At 38.4% G+C, this 18,895-nt stretch carries 23 protein-coding genes; 10 read left to right on the top strand and 13 right to left on the bottom strand.

The genetic code is table 11. The features are described 5' to 3' along the window. The first annotated feature begins 112 nt into the window (after positions 1-112). A complete protein-coding gene (locus AC07UV_RS08095; protein WP_495183296.1) occupies positions 113-601 on the top strand; it encodes a DUF805 domain-containing protein in 489 nt (162 codons plus the stop codon). A 110-nt stretch (positions 602-711) separates the two neighbouring features. On the opposite strand, the gene AC07UV_RS08090 is transcribed toward AC07UV_RS08095, so the two are convergent. Together AC07UV_RS08090 and AC07UV_RS08085 are read right to left on the bottom strand one after the other, a co-directional pair. After that, the gene (locus AC07UV_RS08090; protein ID WP_282251369.1) at positions 712-909 is read right to left on the bottom strand and encodes a quinol oxidase subunit 4; all 198 of its coding nucleotides are present in this window, start codon (positions 907-909) and stop codon (positions 712-714) included. A gap of 116 nt (positions 910-1,025) precedes the next feature. After that, positions 1,026-1,217, bottom strand: a complete 192-nt coding sequence (locus AC07UV_RS08085) for a cold-shock protein (RefSeq protein WP_046672593.1) — start codon at positions 1,215-1,217, stop codon at positions 1,026-1,028. Positions 1,218-1,379: 162 nt separating this feature from the next. On the opposite strand from AC07UV_RS08085, the gene AC07UV_RS08080 reads away from it, so the two are divergent. The 6 genes from AC07UV_RS08080 to gcvT all read left to right on the top strand — a co-directional run bounded on the left by AC07UV_RS08080 (position 1,380) and on the right by gcvT (position 5,780). Continuing rightward, the gene (locus AC07UV_RS08080; RefSeq protein WP_495183295.1) at positions 1,380-2,096 is read left to right on the top strand and encodes an SIMPL domain-containing protein; all 717 of its coding nucleotides are present in this window, start codon (positions 1,380-1,382) and stop codon (positions 2,094-2,096) included. Positions 2,097-2,098: 2 nt separating this feature from the next. Next, on the top strand, positions 2,099-2,596 hold the full coding sequence (locus tag AC07UV_RS08075) for a DUF4112 domain-containing protein (RefSeq protein WP_495183294.1): 498 nt from the start codon (positions 2,099-2,101) through the stop codon (positions 2,594-2,596). Positions 2,597-2,742: 146 nt separating this feature from the next. Then, positions 2,743-3,111 carry a DUF4359 domain-containing protein gene (locus AC07UV_RS08070; RefSeq protein WP_495183293.1) on the top strand — a complete coding sequence of 123 codons (369 nt, stop codon included), beginning with the start codon at positions 2,743-2,745 and terminating at the stop codon, positions 3,109-3,111. Between the two features lies 1 nt (position 3,112). After that, positions 3,113-3,805, top strand: a complete 693-nt coding sequence (locus AC07UV_RS08065; RefSeq protein WP_495183292.1) for a pseudouridine synthase — start codon at positions 3,113-3,115, stop codon at positions 3,803-3,805. Then, positions 3,799-4,617: a DUF6929 family protein gene (locus tag AC07UV_RS08060; protein WP_495183291.1), complete on the top strand. Its 819-nt coding sequence runs from the start codon at positions 3,799-3,801 to the stop codon at positions 4,615-4,617. The genes AC07UV_RS08065 and AC07UV_RS08060 overlap by 7 nt, the downstream gene beginning before the upstream one ends. 80 nt (positions 4,618-4,697) lie before the next feature. Beyond that, positions 4,698-5,780: a glycine cleavage system aminomethyltransferase GcvT gene (gcvT, locus tag AC07UV_RS08055; RefSeq protein WP_120261258.1), complete on the top strand. Its 1,083-nt coding sequence runs from the start codon at positions 4,698-4,700 to the stop codon at positions 5,778-5,780. A gap of 82 nt (positions 5,781-5,862) precedes the next feature. Here the strand turns inward: gcvT and AC07UV_RS08050 are convergent, their stop codons facing one another. Genes AC07UV_RS08050 through AC07UV_RS08040 form a run of 3 tightly spaced genes read right to left on the bottom strand, consistent with a single transcriptional unit; the run spans position 5,863 to position 6,719 of the window. After that, positions 5,863-6,105, bottom strand: coding sequence for a DUF6358 family protein (locus AC07UV_RS08050; RefSeq protein ID WP_223584074.1), 243 nt, complete (start codon positions 6,103-6,105; stop codon positions 5,863-5,865). 1 nt (position 6,106) lies between these two features. Continuing rightward, positions 6,107-6,403, bottom strand: a complete 297-nt coding sequence (locus AC07UV_RS08045; RefSeq protein ID WP_495183290.1) for a PLDc N-terminal domain-containing protein — start codon at positions 6,401-6,403, stop codon at positions 6,107-6,109. A 1-nt stretch (position 6,404) separates the two neighbouring features. Continuing rightward, complete coding sequence (locus tag AC07UV_RS08040; RefSeq protein ID WP_282251388.1) at positions 6,405-6,719, bottom strand: rhodanese-like domain-containing protein; 315 nt, start codon at positions 6,717-6,719, stop codon at positions 6,405-6,407. 267 nt (positions 6,720-6,986) lie between these two features. Between AC07UV_RS08040 and AC07UV_RS08035 the strand changes: the two genes are divergently transcribed. Further along, positions 6,987-8,291, top strand: coding sequence for a M20/M25/M40 family metallo-hydrolase (locus tag AC07UV_RS08035; protein WP_495183289.1), 1,305 nt, complete (start codon positions 6,987-6,989; stop codon positions 8,289-8,291). Here AC07UV_RS08035 and AC07UV_RS08030 read toward each other — a convergent pair. The 8 genes from AC07UV_RS08030 to surE all read right to left on the bottom strand — a co-directional run bounded on the left by AC07UV_RS08030 (position 8,288) and on the right by surE (position 16,668). Then, entirely contained in the window at positions 8,288-8,788 is a 501-nt protein-coding gene (locus tag AC07UV_RS08030) for a GNAT family N-acetyltransferase (protein WP_282251390.1), read from the bottom strand. The genes AC07UV_RS08035 and AC07UV_RS08030 overlap by 4 nt on opposite strands. Continuing rightward, positions 8,785-9,357 (bottom strand): thiamine diphosphokinase, encoded by a 573-nt coding sequence (locus AC07UV_RS08025; RefSeq protein ID WP_495183288.1) that lies wholly within the window; start codon positions 9,355-9,357, stop codon positions 8,785-8,787. Before AC07UV_RS08025 ends, AC07UV_RS08030 begins: the two co-directional genes overlap by 4 nt. Before the next feature lie 9 nt (positions 9,358-9,366). Continuing rightward, positions 9,367-10,557: a M20 metallopeptidase family protein gene (locus tag AC07UV_RS08020; RefSeq protein ID WP_282251392.1), complete on the bottom strand. Its 1,191-nt coding sequence runs from the start codon at positions 10,555-10,557 to the stop codon at positions 9,367-9,369. Between the two features lie 13 nt (positions 10,558-10,570). Beyond that, positions 10,571-11,029: an SPOR domain-containing protein gene (locus AC07UV_RS08015; RefSeq protein WP_120261266.1), complete on the bottom strand. Its 459-nt coding sequence runs from the start codon at positions 11,027-11,029 to the stop codon at positions 10,571-10,573. Positions 11,030-11,049: 20 nt separating this feature from the next. Next, entirely contained in the window at positions 11,050-14,337 is a 3,288-nt protein-coding gene (gene secA / locus AC07UV_RS08010; protein WP_282251394.1) for a preprotein translocase subunit SecA, read from the bottom strand. A gap of 321 nt (positions 14,338-14,658) precedes the next feature. Then, positions 14,659-15,528, bottom strand: coding sequence for a menaquinone biosynthesis family protein (locus AC07UV_RS08005; protein WP_495183287.1), 870 nt, complete (start codon positions 15,526-15,528; stop codon positions 14,659-14,661). Between the two features lie 80 nt (positions 15,529-15,608). Continuing rightward, complete coding sequence (locus tag AC07UV_RS08000) at positions 15,609-15,869, bottom strand: hypothetical protein (protein ID WP_282251396.1); 261 nt, start codon at positions 15,867-15,869, stop codon at positions 15,609-15,611. Then, positions 15,859-16,668 (bottom strand): 5'/3'-nucleotidase SurE, encoded by an 810-nt coding sequence (gene surE / locus AC07UV_RS07995; protein ID WP_495183286.1) that lies wholly within the window; start codon positions 16,666-16,668, stop codon positions 15,859-15,861. The genes AC07UV_RS08000 and surE overlap by 11 nt, the downstream gene beginning before the upstream one ends. A 155-nt stretch (positions 16,669-16,823) precedes the next feature. Between surE and kduI the strand changes: the two genes are divergently transcribed. Further along, a complete protein-coding gene (kduI, locus tag AC07UV_RS07990; protein WP_282251397.1) occupies positions 16,824-17,669 on the top strand; it encodes a 5-dehydro-4-deoxy-D-glucuronate isomerase in 846 nt (281 codons plus the stop codon). A gap of 96 nt (positions 17,670-17,765) precedes the next feature. Further along, a complete protein-coding gene (locus tag AC07UV_RS07985) occupies positions 17,766-18,893 on the top strand; it encodes a BT3233 family polysaccharide utilization protein (RefSeq protein WP_495183285.1) in 1,128 nt (375 codons plus the stop codon). Positions 18,894-18,895 lie beyond the last annotated feature (2 nt).

The following is an 18,895-nucleotide window of genomic DNA, read 5'->3' as shown; positions in this document are numbered from 1 at the left end:
GACTTCCATAATAATTGTTTAACCAGATAAATTCTTGGTACATTTATTGTAACAGAACCATATTAACAAATGATTTACTAACATATTTTTCACCTAAAAATCTAAAAATTATATGGAAATTAAAGATTGGTTTTTAAAAGTTGTACGGGATAACTATGCAAACTTTAATGGACGTGCACGCCGTAAAGAGTATTGGATGTTCTTTTTGGCAAACGTTATCATTGGAGTAGTCTTCGGAATACTCGGCCGAATTGCAGATGTATTTTCTTATATTTCTGGTTTAATAAGTTTAGCATTACTTATCCCAGGTATTGCTGTTGCAGTACGAAGACTACATGACACAAATAAATCGGGCTGGTTTTTACTGTTGGCTCTTATTCCATTTGTCAACTTATACCTGATTTATTTACTGGTTATTGAAGGAGACAAGGGGCCTAATCAATACGGTCCTGATCCAAAAGCGGAGGAAAATGGAACAAACCATCCATTCAATCAGCCACAAGATCCATTTGGTTCTTCACAACCGAATAACCCCTTTGGAAGTTCACAGACACCAAGCTCATCTTCAACACCTCCTGCAGATAACGATCCTTTTGCATAGGTCGTTCGAAATAAGAAAAAAGAGCTTTCATTTAATATATGAAAGCTCTTTTTTCTTATTCGCTTTTTGTCGATTGCGGAATTTTCTGCAAAAGCGAAAAATCCCTAAGATTAATGTTTATGTTTCTTTTTCTTCTGTTGTCCCGGAGCAAAATCTTTTGCTGATTGTTCTCCATAATATTTTTTTGCCTGACCAGGAGGCATACCTTTTGATCCACGCCCGTGTCTATGTCCATGATGCGAGGAATAACATGCGGACATCGAAATTGCCAGCACCACAGAAAGAATCAATACTAAAGTACGTTTCATGTTAAACTATATATTTGAAACATATTAATACAATTATCAGTCCAAAATATTTGCTCAATAAAAAAGCCCATGCTGATGGCATAGGCTTTTTCACAATAAATATATCTTGAATCTAATTAGATAACTCTTACATTTACCGCATTAAGACCTTTACGGCCTTGTTCAACTTCGTAAGATACATTGTCATTCTCACGAACTTTGTCAACTAATCCAGAAACGTGAACAAAAATTTCGCTCTCGCCTGAATTAGGGATGATGAAACCGAAACCTTTGGTCTCATTAAAGAATTTTACTTTACCTTCTTGCATGGCACTATTTTATTAATTTCCCTAAAGGTATAGAAATAAAATTAAAAATCTTAACGTTTTTATTTTTTTTATCCGTTAAACTTTTTTGTCTACTTTGGCTCCAATCTTGTAGCAATGCGACAATAGCAATCGTATTATTATAAAACTTTAAGATAGTAAAACATGAAAAAAATATTATTAGGACTGGCTTTTTTAGGTTTGATGACAAAACTAAACGCTCAACAAATGGTAAATAAAGAATTTGTATCCACAGTGGGTCGCGCTGAAGAAGAAGTGACTCCAGACATCATCTATATAGATGTTACATTAAAAGAGTTTTATGACAATGGAAACACCAAGAAAAAGGTTGCTATAGACAAGTTAGAAAAAGACTTATTTGATTCGGCAACAAAAGCTGGTGTTAAAAAAGAAGATTTTACGATCCAGAATATCTGGAGTTACAATACTCCGGAAAAAAAGAAAAAGGATACGGATATCTTGCTTTCCAGACAATACCGCATCAAGGTTACCAACTTAAACAACTTAGATCAATTATTGGATGGTGTCGATAAGGCTGGTATTCAAAGCACCTACATTAGCGAATACGATTATTCGAAGAAAAAAGAACTTGAAAAGAGCTTAAAAACAAAAGCGGTTTTAGATGCCAAATTGAATGCTCAGATTCTTGCTGAAGCAGCAGGACAAAAAATTGGTAAAGCAATCGTGCTTTCGGAGACGCCTCAACAAATTATTTTTGGTGTTCAGCCGATGATGCGTAATGCGATGTATAAAGGCGCCATGGCAGAAATGGCAGACGACGCGGGTGGTAATGGGCTGGACTTAAATATCAGACCAATGAAAGTGACCAGCGAAATCAGCGCTTCTTTCGAACTATTGTAATCATGCATAGAGAATTATCTCAAGAAGATAAGAAGAAACAAATAGACCAAGATTTCGGTTGGATCAACCGAATATCTTGGTTAATGGATAATCAATTCAAGATTGGTAATTTCCGGTTCGGATTAGATCCAATTTTGAATTTGATTCCTTTGGGCGGTGCTATTGCCGGCTTTGGCACATCACTGGTTCTGGTCATCGCCATGTGGCGAAATGGGGCAAGTCCAAAATTAGTTATCCGCATGCTACTCAATATCAGCCTCGACGCAATCTTAGGAAGCATCCCTTTTCTGGGTAATATCTTCGATTTCTATAGCAAAGCCAATGAAAAGAATATCAAACTTTTACGCGAGCACTATTATGAGGGGCGACACAAAGGCTCTGGTATAGGTATTATCCTAACGATAGTATTCCTACTATTTATCTTAATAGGAGGTACTTGTTACCTGATTTGGATTTTCTTTTCCTGGGCTTTTTCTCTTCTAAATGGGATTTCTTTTTAAGATCCAGCCTTTTTTACCCCTCCCTCCGTACACAACAAATCCTTCGTACAAAAACAATTGTGCATATCTGATATCTATTTAATAATTTTGATAGCGATAGATAATGTTTTTACCTGATCTATCAACACTAATTTTAGTATTATAAAATGAGTAAAAAAAGAATATTTGCCCTACTTCTGGTTGTCATCATGCTAGCGGCCATCCTGACAAATCCAAGCAAAGAGGAGCATGAGAAAATTGTACGTGCAAAAGCCGAGCAATTATTGAAAAGTCAGCTTCATGCAAAAGACCAGGCCTTTTTTGGATTGGGCATGCAACTTTTTGGGAACAAATTAGTTGATGATTTTGTCCAAAATTCTGTTATTATAGACAACTATTATCTCTTTTCCCTCACCAAGATCAAATGGCAAGGCACAGAGCAGATTATAGGTGGTGGCGCTTTTAAACAGATTTGGTTGAGTCCCAAGATTGATGAAAAAGCAGATGAAATCATAGCTGCATTGAAAAAGATCTAATATGTCCTTAGAAATTCTTTACGAAGACGAATCCATCGTAGCGATTAATAAACCCCATGGTCTATTAGTGCATCGCTCATCCATTGCGCGTGATACATCCGAATTTGCCCTTCAAATACTACGGGATCAGCTCGGAAAAACGGTGTATCCGGCACATCGCTTGGATCGTAAAACGGGCGGTGTGCTGTTATTTTCCCTGAATAAAGAAACAGATCAATACCTACAAAAAAGTTTTCAGGAACATCAAATAGACAAAAAATACCTCGCCGTACTGAGAGGCTTCGCCCCTGAAGAAGGGATTATCGACTATCCTTTGAAAAAAGAAAATGGCACGATTCAGGAAGCACAGACATCATTTAGACTATTGGCTAAGAGTGAGCTCGATATTCCTTTCGGGAAATTCCCAACCTCGCGTTACAGTCTTGTTGAAGCCAACCCGCTGACTGGTCGCATGCATCAATTACGGCGTCACTTTGCACACATCTTTTACCCCATTATCGGTGATCGTCCGCATGGCTGTAACAAGCAAAATAAATTCTGGAAAGAGAACTACCAGATGGATACAATGCTACTTCATGCCTCTGAATTAACCTTCAAACATCCGCTGTCAGGTGAAACTGTTCATGTAAAAGCAGCTATCCAATCCGATTTCCAGAAAGTACTTGGAATCTTAAACATACACGAATTATGTTAAAATTAATTCTCGAAGCATTTATCAGCATATCGGGCATCGCCGCAGCATCTGGGATTGTCTACAATAATGATGAACTCCATATTGTATCGGATAACAGCAATTACCTCTATAGCTACAACCTCACCCACCTACGCTTATCCAAAACAGTCTTATTTGAAGCTGAGCCCATGGAAAATATAAGCAAAGCTAATAAAATGGATCTTGAATCTATTACTTTCTATGGCAATCGTTATTATCTCTATGGCTCAGGGTCAACTGAAAAAAGAAACAATCGTTTTATTTGGGACGGAAAAAAGGTCATACAGGAAGACTATAGTAAAATCTATACGCATTTTATGCAGAAATTTGGGATAAGCAAAGAGGACTTTAACATAGAAGGCGTAGTACATATTGATGACCGGATATTGTTTTTCAATAGAGGAAATGGCCCCAAAGGCATCAATGCTGTTTTAGAATATAACAGTAATGCTGAAGATAAATATAGGTATATTCCTATTGAATTACCCAAGTTAAATGGGATCAGTACTGGTTTTTCCGATGCGACAGTTGTCGGTGATGACATTTATTTCATTGCAACTGCAGAAGATGCAAAATCGACCTATCTCGATGGGGAGATCGCCGGATCTTTACTTGGGAAAATATCAACAGATCTGTCCTCCAAACCTGAAGTATTTCAAATACCCGAAAATCACAAATTTGAGGGGATCACCTTCAAAGAGAAAACTGATAACGGTTTAATTTTCTTACTTTGCGAAGATGCTGATACAGAAGATGCTGAGTTGATGGTTTATTCGTTGAAAGTAACGAATTAAATCGTTTGTTCTAAAATAGATTCAAGGCTAGGAATCACGTATATTTTATTAAATTTGCAACTGATTAAAACTTAATTTTTATGTTAAAAAATACTGCCCTTTCGGAGACGCACATTGCTTTAGGAGCAAAGATGGTTCCCTTCGCAGGCTTCAACATGCCAGTACAATATACAGGTATCAATGATGAGCACGAAACAGTTCGTACAGGTGTAGGAGTTTTTGATGTAAGCCACATGGGCGAATTCATCCTCAAAGGAGAGAAAGCCCTGGATCTTCTTCAAAAAATTTCTTCAAATGATGTATCGAAATTATATGACGGCAAAGTTCAATATGCTTATATTCCAAACGAAACGGGCGGTGTAGTAGATGATTTTCTGACATACAGAATAGACGATAACACTTATTTTTTGGTTGTCAATGCGTCCAATATTGAAAAAGACTGGAACTGGATTTCCAAATACAATACCGATGGCGTAGAAATGAAAAATATTTCTGACCAGACTTCTTTATTTGCAGTTCAGGGCCCTAAAGCAGCGGATGCTTTACAATCGCTGACAGATATCGAGCTTGCACCAATGGAATACTATACCTTTGCCAAAGGTACTTTTGCTGGGGTAGATAACGTATTGGTATCCGCTACAGGATATACTGGTGCTGGTGGTTTCGAGATTTACGTTGCCAATGAAGATGCTCAGAAAGTTTGGGATGCTATTTTTGAAGCTGGAAAAGCTTACGGAATTAAACCTATCGGATTGGGTGCTCGCGACACTTTACGTTTAGAAATGGGTTTTTGTCTTTATGGAAATGACATTGATGATAATACTTCTCCTTTAGAGGCCGGATTGGGTTGGGTAACGAAGTTCACAAAAGACTTTGTAAACTCTGCTGCACTTAAAGCTGAGAAAGAAGCTGGACTTAAAAAGAAACTGGTTGGTTTTGAAATGATCGACAGAGGTATCCCGCGTCACGATTATGAAATCGTAGATGCTGATGGCAATGTGATTGGCCGTGTTACTTCTGGAACGCAATCTCCAACATTGAAAAAATCAGTAGGTTTGGGTTACGTAGATACTGCATTTGCAAAAGATGGTACAGATATCTTTATCCATATCCGTAATCAAAAAGTTAAAGCTAAAGTAACGAAACCTCCATTTGTAAAATAAGAACAGGTGTAGATAATATAAAAAAGAGCAGAAGACTATCGTTTTCTGCTCTTTTTGTATGTGATAAGTAAGAAACTCGCTACTATTTATTTTTTCCCTTTGCTTGCTTAGCAGCGTATTCCTGTTTTTTTTCACGATCCTTTTCTTGGATAACGACTTTTATCCGCTTGCTTAAGACAACCTTAAGGTAAATCAGAACAACCAAAAATGCGATAGACAGTCCTGTCACCAACATATTTCCGGCTTTATACCCTTCAAATCCACAATAAGCCAAAAATACAATGGCCAAGTTCAATACAATATTCAGTATAAAATATTTTGTCATGTTACTTTTTTGTTAATCCCAATACACGTGGTCGCCACACAAAGAAATAGAAAATTCCGCCGATAATATTAAGCAGTACGATAGCCAGTGCCATCAACATCCGTTCACCATTGGAAATGGTCTTGGAAAACATAATTTCTCGCAGGGCCAATATCACCCATAAAAGGGACAATAAAATAGAGAGACTACCTAATACAGGGAAGACACCTAAGTTTAAGAGCCTAGTTAATAGGGCTACGATATAAAAAGCAAGACTAAACAAGAAAGCTTGTTTAGTCTGATGCTCCAAATTTTTCATATTAATAAACGTCTAACTCTGGATCGATTTCCTCTTTCCAGGCCAAGATGCCGCCTTTTAAATTTGCTAGATTATCAAATCCTTGTTGCTCCAACAACATAATTGCCTGTGCTGAACGTTTTCCAGAACGACATTGAACGATAACCGGTTTATCCTTCGCAATCTTATCGGACTCGATCAAAATTCCCGAAAGTGGAATATTTAAACCGTCCAAATTTGAAACTTCGTATTCAAATGACTCACGCACATCAATCAATTGAAAATCTTCGTTATTATCGATCTTGTTCTTTAATTCTTGTACAGATACTTCTTTCATTGTCAAATAATTTATACTCAAATATACTACATTTTTTTCTGAATCGTCTGTCTTCAAACGCCATCAAGAACTTTCGTACCTGTTGCCAATTCAATGGATCCTCGAAAGGTTTATTGAAAGCATCTTTTCTCGGAATTCATTAACATCCTCCATTTCAACTTTCATGACCTTGAGCATAAAGATGATATGGGTGTATGGTAAGGCATTACGAATTTCCGCAAAAATTACATGCGAAATCATTATCTTCATCCGAACATTACTAACTTTATGAAATCAGCACCTAAAATATTTTTAGCCTTATCGTTAATTGCGCTATCTTCCATGACATTTGGACAGCAAGTGATTTCCGAACAACAAGGTCAGGACGTGAGTCGTATCTTAAATACGTTAGCCTCGGATAATATGCGTGGACGATCAGCCTTAACAAAGGACATTGAGCCTGCTGCAGATTTTATCGCGGGAGAGATGAAAAAAATAGGTCTTAAACCTTATGCCGAAGAGTCTTTCAGACAAACATTCCAACTGGACAAACTCTCGCCAAAAAGCAATACCGCAACCATAAATAAAAAGACAATTCCCGCGGAGCATATCATATCGCTTGGAAACCATGTGGATCTCAAATGGGATGATAAAAGTCCCATTAAAATCGTTAACATTACATCCGACTCAGATTTCGCTCAGGCCTTCCGGGAACAGTCCTTATCCAAGGAAAATACACTTGTATTGGTAGATCCATCCTTTGAAGCCTCTTTTGTTCGTTTTGGCCAGATGCTTAGCACCCCAAAATTTATTGAAGATTCAAGTATACAAAAACCCTCAATAGTTTATCTGCTAACCAAGGAAAAACCAAAAACATTCCACATTCACATTGAACGGAATCTTCAAAACTTTCCACTTTTTAATGTTGCGGGAGTTATCCCCGGAAAAAGCAAGCCAAATGAATATGTGATCTTTTCAGGGCATTATGACCATATTGGTATATTACCTGCTGTTGGACAGGATTCGATCGCAAATGGAGCCGATGATGATGCTTCGGGAGTAACAGCGATGTTGACGCTGGCAGACTATTATAAAAAGAAAAACAGCAATGAAAGGACACTTATTTTTGTGGCATTTACAGCAGAAGAGCTCGGTATGTATGGTTCAAAATATTTTTCTAATCACATCAATGCGGACCAGGTTGTGGCAATGGTCAATATGGAAATGATCGGAAAAGATTCAAAATTTGGCCCTAATACGGTCTATATAACAGGATATGATCAATCCGATTTAGGCAAATTAATGCAGGAAAATCTGAAAAACACAAATTTCAAATTTTATCCTGATCCTTATACAAAACAAAATCTATTCTATCGAAGTGATAATGCTGTGTTAGCGGCTAAAGGTGTTCCCGCGCATTCATTTTCTACATCGCAAATGGATAAAGACGAATATTACCACACCGTAAAGGATGAAGTAACCACATTAAACGTTCAAAATATTATCTCCAGTATCGAAGCGATTGCGATTGGGGCCTCAGGTATTGTAGAAGGCAAGCAAACTCCCTCGCGTGTGGAAAAATTAAAAGACTAGGAAGTGGCTGTACGATCTATTGCCAGCTGCATGACATAGTCATTCAATACATAGTCATAATAGGGAATATCAACAGTTTCAATAACCTGAAAACCCTGCTTTAAATAGAAATGGTAAGCAGGGTTATTTCTATTTACATTGAGTTCCAAAATGTCCTTACCTTTGGCTTTCGCTTTTTCAATAGCAAAGTCAATCAATGCTTTCCCAAAACCTTTTCCCTGAACATTGGGCATCAAATAGAGCTTCTCAATACGGAGTTTATCTGTAAGAGTTTTCAATGCAACAAAACCTTGGCCAATACCGTCTTCCTTCAGAATATAAAAGAACTGTCCACCGACCATTCCTTCAGCTAAGCCCTCTATGGTATAGCTTTTCTCCAGCATGAAATCAATTTGGTCTTTTGAAAGTATTTCTCCATAAGCTTCAGGCCATATAATATGCGCCATATTAGAAATGCTCCGGATATCTGTCTGTTCAGCTAATTCTATTGTTATCATGAGATTGTCTCTCCTATTAAAATATATTTTGATTTCGAAAATCTGAGGGTAAATAAGCCATCCGCTACTGTTTCATAAAGATCTTCACCAATTTTTCGAAGCCCTTCTGTCGTGATTTCTTCACCTTGGGAATCTATGTTTAGCTGTTCACCCTCCGTTTTCCATTTTGTAAAACCGGTAGGTACAAAATAGTAGCGTACCCCCTTAGCTAACAAGACCACATTGATCTGATCCAAATAGTGTTGATAGTGTGCAAGACTTATTTGATCCGTAATAATATTGACCGCCCTATACTGATGTTTAATGAGATATCCAATGGCCGATTGTAAAAAACTATCGATATATGGAATCACTTTTAAATTCTCCTGCGCTTGATTCGCTTGGGTCTGTGCAAAAACAATATCAAACTTGTATCCTCTAGCGTCCAATGGATCAACCATATTGTTTTCTATAACAATTGTTGGACTCCATTCAAGCAATTGCCCCAAATCTTCTTCGTCTATGAGAAAAAGGTCTTCAATCAGCAGAGCAGGCTCCTGGTTCTCACGAACGATATGATGCGATGACATACTAAAGATCTAATAGCCTAATCTGCGCAACGTGATATACGCCATTAGCCCTGTACTGATCTCCAACGAGGACTCGTCAACATCGAAGGTTGGTGTATGAACCGCAGAAGTTATTCCTTTCGCTTTGTTTCCCGTGCCCAGTCGGTAGAAACAAGCATTGATTTCTTGCGAATAGTAGGAAAAATCTTCAGCAGCAGGCCAAAGATCTAAATCCACGACATTCTCTTTTCCAAGATATTCCTCCGCAAAAGTACGCGCACTCTTTGTCAGTTCAGGCTCATTGATCAAAAATGGATAGCCTCTGCGAACCTCAAAATCACAGGTAGCACCCATACTTTCTGCGATTCCAACAGCCATTTTTACCATCTTCTCATGTGCTTCGGCGCGCCATTGCTCATCGAATGTACGGAATGTACCCTCGAGATAAACTTGGTCAGGAACAATATTTGTTGCACCGTTAGCGATGATTTTGCCAAAAGACAAAACCGTCGGTGTACGCGGATCTGCAAAGCGGCTTGCTATCTGTTGTAAAGCAGTAATAATATGTGCTGTGATCACAATCGGATCAATATTCTGATGTGGATGTGCTCCGTGCCCTCCTCTTCCTTTAACGGTCATAAATAACTCGTCACAGGAAGCCATATACTTACCTTCACGAAATCCGACTTTGCCAACTTCGATAAACGGCATTACATGTTGACCTATTATAGCAGAAGGTGCAGGATTTTGTAGTGCTCCTTCTTTGATCATAATGGATGCTCCTCCAGGCAAACGTTCTTCGCCTGGCTGAAAGATTAACTTTACCGTACCACCAAATTCAGCTTTCAAGCTATGTAATATCTTCGCAGTTCCTAAAAGCGAGGATGTATGTACATCATGGCCACAAGCATGCATGACGCCTGGGTTATTGGATCCATAAGGTCGTCCTTCGACTTCCTGAATAGGTAATGCATCCATATCCCCTCGCAATGCGATTACTTCATCTGAAGGGAGTTCACCTTTAATTAGTGCTACAATACCCGTATCTGCTTTTACTTCGTAAGGGATGCCTAATTGATCCAGCTGCGCCTTTACAAATGCCGAAGTATTATACTCTTCAAAGGAAAGTTCAGGGTTTTGATGAAGATGTCTACGGTTAGCGACTGTATCTTCAAAGTATTGATGGGCTAAGGCCAGGACTTTTTCTTTCGTACTTGCCATGAGGTTGTTTGATTTATTGATAGACAAAAACGCTTTCTGAAAATACGAAAACGTTACTAAAATATTGACGCAGCTCACGCATAAACGCATTTGCTTCGGAACGACTTCTAAAGTCGCCCACCTTCACCCGATAATTGGGTTCATCATAGGTGATATAGGTATCAACATCTTTATACATTCCCCGGAAACGAGTTTGCTCCGAAAAAGCTTGATTTCGACTAGATCCAGCAAAGATCTGTACGCGAAAGCCTCTCACCTTGACTCTTGTTGCAGCAGAACGTACAACAGGTTTCGAAGGAACTGTTGTGATTTTGCTTTCGACAGGATTGATTCCCATGGCAGCCCTAAAATTTTGTAGCTGTGTAATCAAAGAATCTTTGGTTACAATAACTCCACCCTTTTCTTGCGCCTTTACATTAACGATCGTAAATAGCACAAGTGCATGTATGAAAATCAATCCTCTCTTCAGCATAGTTTAACTTTTCTTATCGATTAGTTATTTGCGCCGTGGCAATTTTTATATTTTTTTCCTGAACCACAAGGACATTCGTCATTGCGTCCTACTGTATTCTCGTTGCGAACAGGTTCTTTCGGTCCATCATTCACATCTTCTTCACTGACACCTGTTGGTGAAACTAATTCTGCTTTTGTTTCAATCGTCTTTACAGGAGCTTGATTTACTTGTCTAGCCTGTAATGAAGTTGTTTCCTGTCCAGGGATCTCACCTTTGAATATAAAGCTCACGACATCCTTGTTCATAGAAGCCAACATGGATTTGAACAAGTTAAAGGCTTCCATTTTATAGATAATAATCGGATCCTTTTGTTCATAAACAGCATTTTGAACAGATTGTTTTAGATCATCCATTTCACGTAAATGCTCTTTCCACGCTTCATCGATCAATGCCAAGACGATTCCTTTTTCAAACGATTTGAAAACCTCTTTACCATTGCTCTCAATCGCTTTCTTCAAATTAGCTGAAACTTGAATACCGCGGATACCGTCTGTAAATGGAATAACCACATTTTCAACAATCTGACCGCGTTCTGCATACACATTATTTAATACCGGAACAGTCAATGCGCCAATAGCGTCAATTTTATGATGGTAAGCGTTAATTGCTTGCTCGAAAAGACGATCTGTCAGTCCTTCAATCTTACCTTGTGCAAACTCTTCAGCAGTAATTTCCGGAGTAATCGCAAAAATACGGATTACTTCGATTTGGAAGTCTTCAAAATTACCTTGCTCTTTGGCTTCAGCAACAATCTCTTCAGCAACGTCAAAGATCATATTATTCAAATCCACGTCTAAACGCTCTCCGAATAAAGCATTTTTACGTTTTGAATAGATTACTGTACGTTGGGAGTTCATGACGTCATCGTATTCCAATAAACGTTTACGAATACCGAAGTTGTTCTCCTCAACCTTACGTTGTGCACGCTCGATAGATTTGGTCAACATGCTATGTTGCATTACTTCACCCTCTTCAACACCCATTTTTACCATGATATTGGAGATTCTTTCAGAAGCAAATAGACGCATTAAGTTATCTTCCAAGGAAACAAAGAATTGTGATGATCCTGGATCCCCCTGACGACCTGCACGACCACGTAACTGACGGTCAACACGACGCGATTCATGACGCTCAGTACCAATAATAGCAAGACCCCCAGCGTTTTTAACGATCTCGGTCAATTTAATATCGGTACCTCGACCAGCCATATTCGTAGCAATGGTTACTTGGCCTGGTTGGCCAGCTTCTGCAACGATATCGGCTTCTTTCTGGTGCAACTTCGCGTTCAAGACATTATGTTTGATCTTCCGTAATTGAAGCATACGACTCAATAATTCGGAAATTTCTACCGATGTTGTACCAACCAATACAGGACGACCTTGTTCTGTCAGACGTTGGATTTCTTCCGCCACCGCATTGTATTTTTCACGTGCAGTACGATAAATAAAATCCTGTTGGTCATTTCGTTGGATACCACGATTCGTAGGGATTTCAACAACATCCAATTTGTAGATTTCCCAAAGCTCTCCCGCTTCTGTTGAAGCTGTACCAGTCATCCCCGAAAGTTTGTGGTACATACGGAAGTAGTTTTGTAATGTAATCGTCGCATAAGTCTGTGTCGCATCTTCGACTTTTACATTTTCTTTCGCTTCGATCGCTTGGTGTAAACCGTCCGAGTAACGACGACCATCCATGATACGGCCTGTTTGCTCATCAACAATTTTCACTTTACCCTCGTCAACGATATATTCTACATCATTCTCGAATAGGGTATATGCTTTCAATAATTGATTGATCGAGTGAATACGATCAGCCTTAATTGAGTAATCGCGTAACATATCTTCTTTCTGAGCGGCTTTTTCTTCCAAAGTCAACGAAGACTTTTCAATTTCCGCGATCTCAGTACCTACATCAGGTAAAATAAAGAATGAAGGATCCTCTCCTGTGGCTGTGATCAATTCAATACCTTTTTCAGTCAGTTCAACCTGATTGTTCTTCTCATCGATGACAAAATAAAGCTCGGCATCAACTTTAGGCATATTTTTATTTTGCTCTTGCATATAGTAGTTTTCTACTTTTTGCAATATAGAACGATTAGCACCTTCACTCAAGAATTTGATTAAGGCTTTATTTTTAGGTAAACCTCTGTAAGCTCTTAATAAAGCTAGGCCACCACCTTCTACATCAGAATCACCTGCAGCCAATGCTTTTTTAGCATCGTTTAATACGGTATTGATATAAGCCTTTTGGACATGTACCAAACGCTCAATACGTGGTTTCAATTGATAGAACTCATGTTGATCACCACGAGGGATCGGACCTGAAATAATCAATGGCGTACGGGCATCGTCAATTAAAACCGAGTCAACCTCATCGACCATGGCAAAATGCAATTTACCTTGCACCAATGCATCAGGTGTCTGAACCATATTATCACGTAAATAGTCGAAACCAAATTCGTTGTTCGTACCATATACGATATCTGATTGGTAAGCTTTACGGCGTTGCGGCGAGTTTGGTTGGTGTTTATCAATACAATCTACTGATAATCCGTGGAATTCAAATAATGGGGCGTTCCATTCAGAGTCACGACGAGCAAGATAATCATTCACGGTCACGATATGCACCCCTTGTCCAGAAAGTGCGTTCAAATAGGTTGGCAAAGTTCCAACCAATGTCTTACCTTCACCCGTAGCCATCTCAGCAATCTTACCACTATGTAATACAATACCACCGATCAACTGTACATCATAATGTACCATGTTCCAGGTTACCTCTGTACCTGCAGCCATCCATTTGTTTTTCCAAATGGCTTTATCACCATTGATAATAACGTTTGGCTTGTAGACAGCCAATTCTCTGTCAAAATCACTGGCAGTAACTTCCAATTCTTCATTTTCTGTCAAACGTCTTGAAGTTTCCTTCACCACAGCAAATGCTTCTGGTAAAATATCCTTCAATACCTCTTCCAACTTCTTATCACGATCTTTAGACAATTTGTCTACTTGCTCATAAATAGAAGTTTTTTTAGCCATATCGTCCTCATCTTGATCCGCCTCTTTTTTAAGCGTATCTATTTCTTGGTCAATATCTGCAAGGTAATTTTTAATTCTTTCTTTGAAGTCAGCGGTCTTGGCACGTAACTCGTCATTGGTTAGATTTGAAAGTTTATCATATTCAGCTTTGATTTGCTCTACAACTGGCTGAATCCCCTTGATATCTCTTTCGGATTTACTTCCAAATAATTTACTTAAAAACTTTAACATAATTTTTTTTCTATCTCAACTAAAGATTTTGTACAATAATGACTCCAAAGTAAAATTGCAGACAATTTGACACTAATCGGGCAAATTTAGTTATTAGATATGATATCTAACAGCTTACCCCTATTTTTTTTGCGTTATTTTTTTCAATCGGATTAGCTTGTTATTCTACTCATCTCAATTTACCGTATTATCTACGACCTCTTGTTCCGGCTATGCTAGTTATTTGATCATTAAACCCAAAAATAGTCACATTGAAACCAAACTGGTAGAGTTCCTATACAAGCGGCCTGCTCATATGGCTACTAAATATCAGTGATGATGTTATGAAAGAAACAGTTTTTTATCCGAATGTGGAATAAACCCCATTTCCTGCGCTTTCTGAAACATCTTAGTAATTGCATTACGTCCTTCGACCCCCAATTCAACGGAGTATTTATTGACATACAGTTCAATATGCTTATACATCACCTCCTCACTCATCTCTTGCGCATGACTACGGATAAACTCCAATCCGGACTTTGGATTTGCAAAAGCAAATTCAACACTTTCTTTTAAAATTGTATTAAGCGTGTCTTTCACATCTTTCGGCAACGAACGTTTTACGACAATACCACCTAGCGGAATCGGAAATTTTGTCGTACTTTCCCAATATTCCCCCAAATCGACTACTTTATACAGTCCTTTTTCTGCATAGGTAAACCGATTTTCATGAATAATAAGCCCTAAATCGATTGAGCCATCTAATAAAGTTCCCTCAATATCAGAAAAGACCAGCTCTATTTTATTGGTTAATTCCGGAAATGCTAGCCCCAACAGGAAATTTGCTGTTGTAAACTTCCCCGGATATCCCACCTTTAACTTATTGAATTCACCCAAACCGTCACCATTTTTTAGCTTCGCTTGGAGCGTTTCGGCCAAAGTCGCATCTTTTGTAATCAGCATTGGCCCTACACCAAAGCCCAAAGCACTACCTGCATCCAATAATTCATAGTCTTCAACGGCATAAGCAAAAGCATGATAACTCAGTTTAGTGATGTCCAGATCTCCTTGAAATGCCTTCAAATTTAATGTCTCAACATCCTGATATTCCACCTCAAAATCAAGCCCTTTGGTGTCAATTTTATGATGAATCAAAGCATCAAAAATAAATGTATCATTTGGACAGGGAGAAAACCCCAATGTTAATTTCATTTTATTCCTCTTAAAAAATAAACAATAAAAACTTCGCAAATAACCTTCGCTGTATAGCTCGGATATCTTTACATTTCGTTTTATACAGTCACTTTATGTGTAATTAAATATAATATCATGGCCAAAAATGTCATGATGATAATTCCTTTCCCTACCTGATCATTACCTGAACGGTATGCAAACCTTAAGAAAATCAAATTGATCAAAACGGCAATGGTATACGTTGCCATTGGCTTCTCGGGCAGAAAATGAAGTTCGATGTCGGTGAAGCGTACCAATAAAAATGCCAGCAAGGGAAAAGCAATTCCTACGCCCGAGCCTACCCAAAGATTATTTCTCACCGTTGCTGTGTTTCGTCGTACCTTCCAAATGATCAAAACTCCATGAATTGAGCTCTGGGATAGCATGATGTGCAGTCATGTCGAATTGTGTAGGAACTACTGAAACATAACCATTTGCTAATGCAAAACTATCCGTATCTTCTCCACGGTCTTGTAAGACAAACTTCCCTGTCGTCCAATAATAATCACGGTTATGTGGATCTATACGTTCATCAAATTCCTCCACCCAATGTCCTCCAGCCTGTCTGCAGATTTTAATCCCTTTAAATCCTTGTGTTTGTGGAAAGTTGACATTTAGCAGTGTATTTTTGGGTAAACCATTGGCCAAAACCTGTTCCGTTATGGAAATCACATAAGGCCTACAGTAGCTGAAGTCTGCATCATGGGAAAAATTATCCAACGAAAAGCCAACAGAAGGTATTCCCTCTATAGCTCCTTCGACCGCAGCAGACATTGTTCCAGAGTATAACACGTTAATTGAATTGTTGAGCCCATGATTAATACCGGAAACACAGATATCCGGCTTCTGTCCTTTGAAGACTTTATTAACAGCAAGCTTGACACAGTCGACCGGTGTTCCAGAACATTGGTACATCTCAACTCCCTCATAGAGATTGATTTTATCCAATCGAAGTGGTCTACCAAGCGTGATCGCATGCCCCATACCCGATTGTGCCGAATCTGGTGCTACGACAACCACATTACCAATTTTTTGCATTTCTTCTAACAACACCTTAATTCCCGGAGCTGTGATACCATCGTCATTAACAACTAAAATATTCGGTTTCTTCTTTACCATATACGAAGTTAGCAAATCTGAAAAATAAAAACCGCAAGAAAATTTGTCTTAATAGATCCTTTACATAAGTACGACATCGATTGCGTAAGATTGTATCGTTTTTGAGAAATATTAGCCCTAAATTTAGATTTCAAATAAAGAAAAATCATTCCGTTATGAGCATTAATTTTGAATCCCGCTATGCAATCGGGCCGAAAGAATACAAAACATTAGATACACAAGGATTAAGAGATAATTTTCTCATTGAAAAAGTTTTTGAAACTGATAAAGTTAACTTTGTCTACACACACTATGACCGTTACATGGCTGGTGGTGCAATGCCCGTAAATTCTAAAATTAAATTAGAAACAATCCCTGAATTATTAAAAGAACCTTACTTTCTCTCTAGAAGAGAATTAGGTATTATCAATGTCGGTGGCAATGGGCAGGTAGAAGTAGATGGAACATTGTATGAACTTAAAACCAAAGAAGCTCTCTATATCGGTCAAGGCGCAAAAGATATCTATTTTTCAAGTCAAGAAAGTGCGAATCCGGCAAAATTTTATTTAAACTCAACACCAGCGCACCATAGTTATCCTACCAAAAAGGTCACTAAGGAAGATGCTAATAAAATAGAATTAGGATCTCTGGAAACAGCCAACCACCGTACCATCAACCAGATGTTATTGAATAAAGTTGTACAGACCTGTCAGCTGCAAATGGGAATGACAGAGCTAAAGCCAGGATCCGTGTGGAATACGATGCCATCTCATACACATGACCGTCGTATGGAGGTCTATTTTTACTTTGAGTTACCAGAAGGTCAGGCTGTATCTCATTTTATGGGGCCGATAGACGAAACACGTCATATCTGGATGCATAATGATCAGGCTGTCATTTCTCCACCTTGGTCAATTCACTCAGGAGCTGGAACATCCAACTATACTTTTATCTGGGGTATGGCGGGCGAAAACCTCGACTACGATGATATGGATAAGTGCGCTATTACTGAGCTTAAGTAGTATTTAGATATTAAATGACAGATTTGAGATCTCAGTTCGTCAATCCTCCGGTTTACAAACGCTGTCTTTAATCTTTTTTCTTTAGTCCTTTATCAAATGAAAAGAACATTCATATTAAGTTTAACGCTAGGGCTTTCGAGCATCGCTTTTGCCCAAAACAATAAGACGATTACGGTTAAAAATCCTTCAGCCGTATCTAGAACAGAGCTGATCAGTATTCCTTATGCAACATTCGAAAAACATTTTGAGTTGAAGAAAAATGTCTTTACGATTGTTGATAGCAAGGATAAAGCGGAATTGGCTTACCAACTGGAACAGCTAGGACAGTCAATCCCTCAAAATGTACTGATACAAGTATCTATTGCGCCTAAAAGTGCTTTGACTTTTGGTGTAACTGGAAATAGTCCAAAAACCGTTGCTACCAAGACTTTTGCGCGTTATGTCCCAGAACGTAAAGATGACTTTGCTTGGGAAAATGACATTGCTGCATTCAGAGCCTATGGAAAGGCATTAGAAGGTAGCTCCGAAGATGCCCAAGGATTTGATTTTTGGTCTAAAAGGACGAATGATCTTATTATTGACGAATGGTATAAAACAGGGGATTATCATGCCGATCATGGTAAAGGTTTGGATTACTATTCTGTGGGTCAAACACTAGGAGTAGGCGACGCAACTCCATTTATTGATCAGCAGGTCGTCTATCACAAACATTATCGTCAATACGAAGTCTTAGATAATGGTCCTTTACGGACTACATTTAAGCTTATCTATGAGCCAGAAAATGTAAAGGGTCAACATATACAAGTTGAAAAAACAATCTCTCTGGACGCGGGAAGCCAACTGAACAAAATACGTTATGCAATCAAAAATACGACTTCAAGCAGCACCCCTGTTGTCGTTGGTCTTGCCAAACGAAAAGAGGATAAACCTCAGCTGTTAAACGACACCAAAAATGGTATTTTGGCTTATTGGGAGCCTGCTGAGGGAGATAAAATCACTGGGACCGCCGTGATCTTGCCTAATAAAGTAAAATATGTATTTAAGGATAATCCAAAACAGTTTTTATTGGCAACTTCGGTCAAAAACAACAGCCCTTTGATCTATTTTACCGGAGCTGCATTCAATAAAGCGGGAAAAATAACCAGTTTTGATCAATGGCAATCCTATATCAAAGAATTTAGAAATAACTTAAATCAACCATTAACGATAAAATACTCAAAATAATG

This window comes from Sphingobacterium sp. GW821-FHT03E03 (assembly GCF_059420745.1).
The sequence above is the reverse complement of the archived record's forward strand: the minus strand, read 5'-3'. Positions and strand labels throughout refer to the sequence as shown.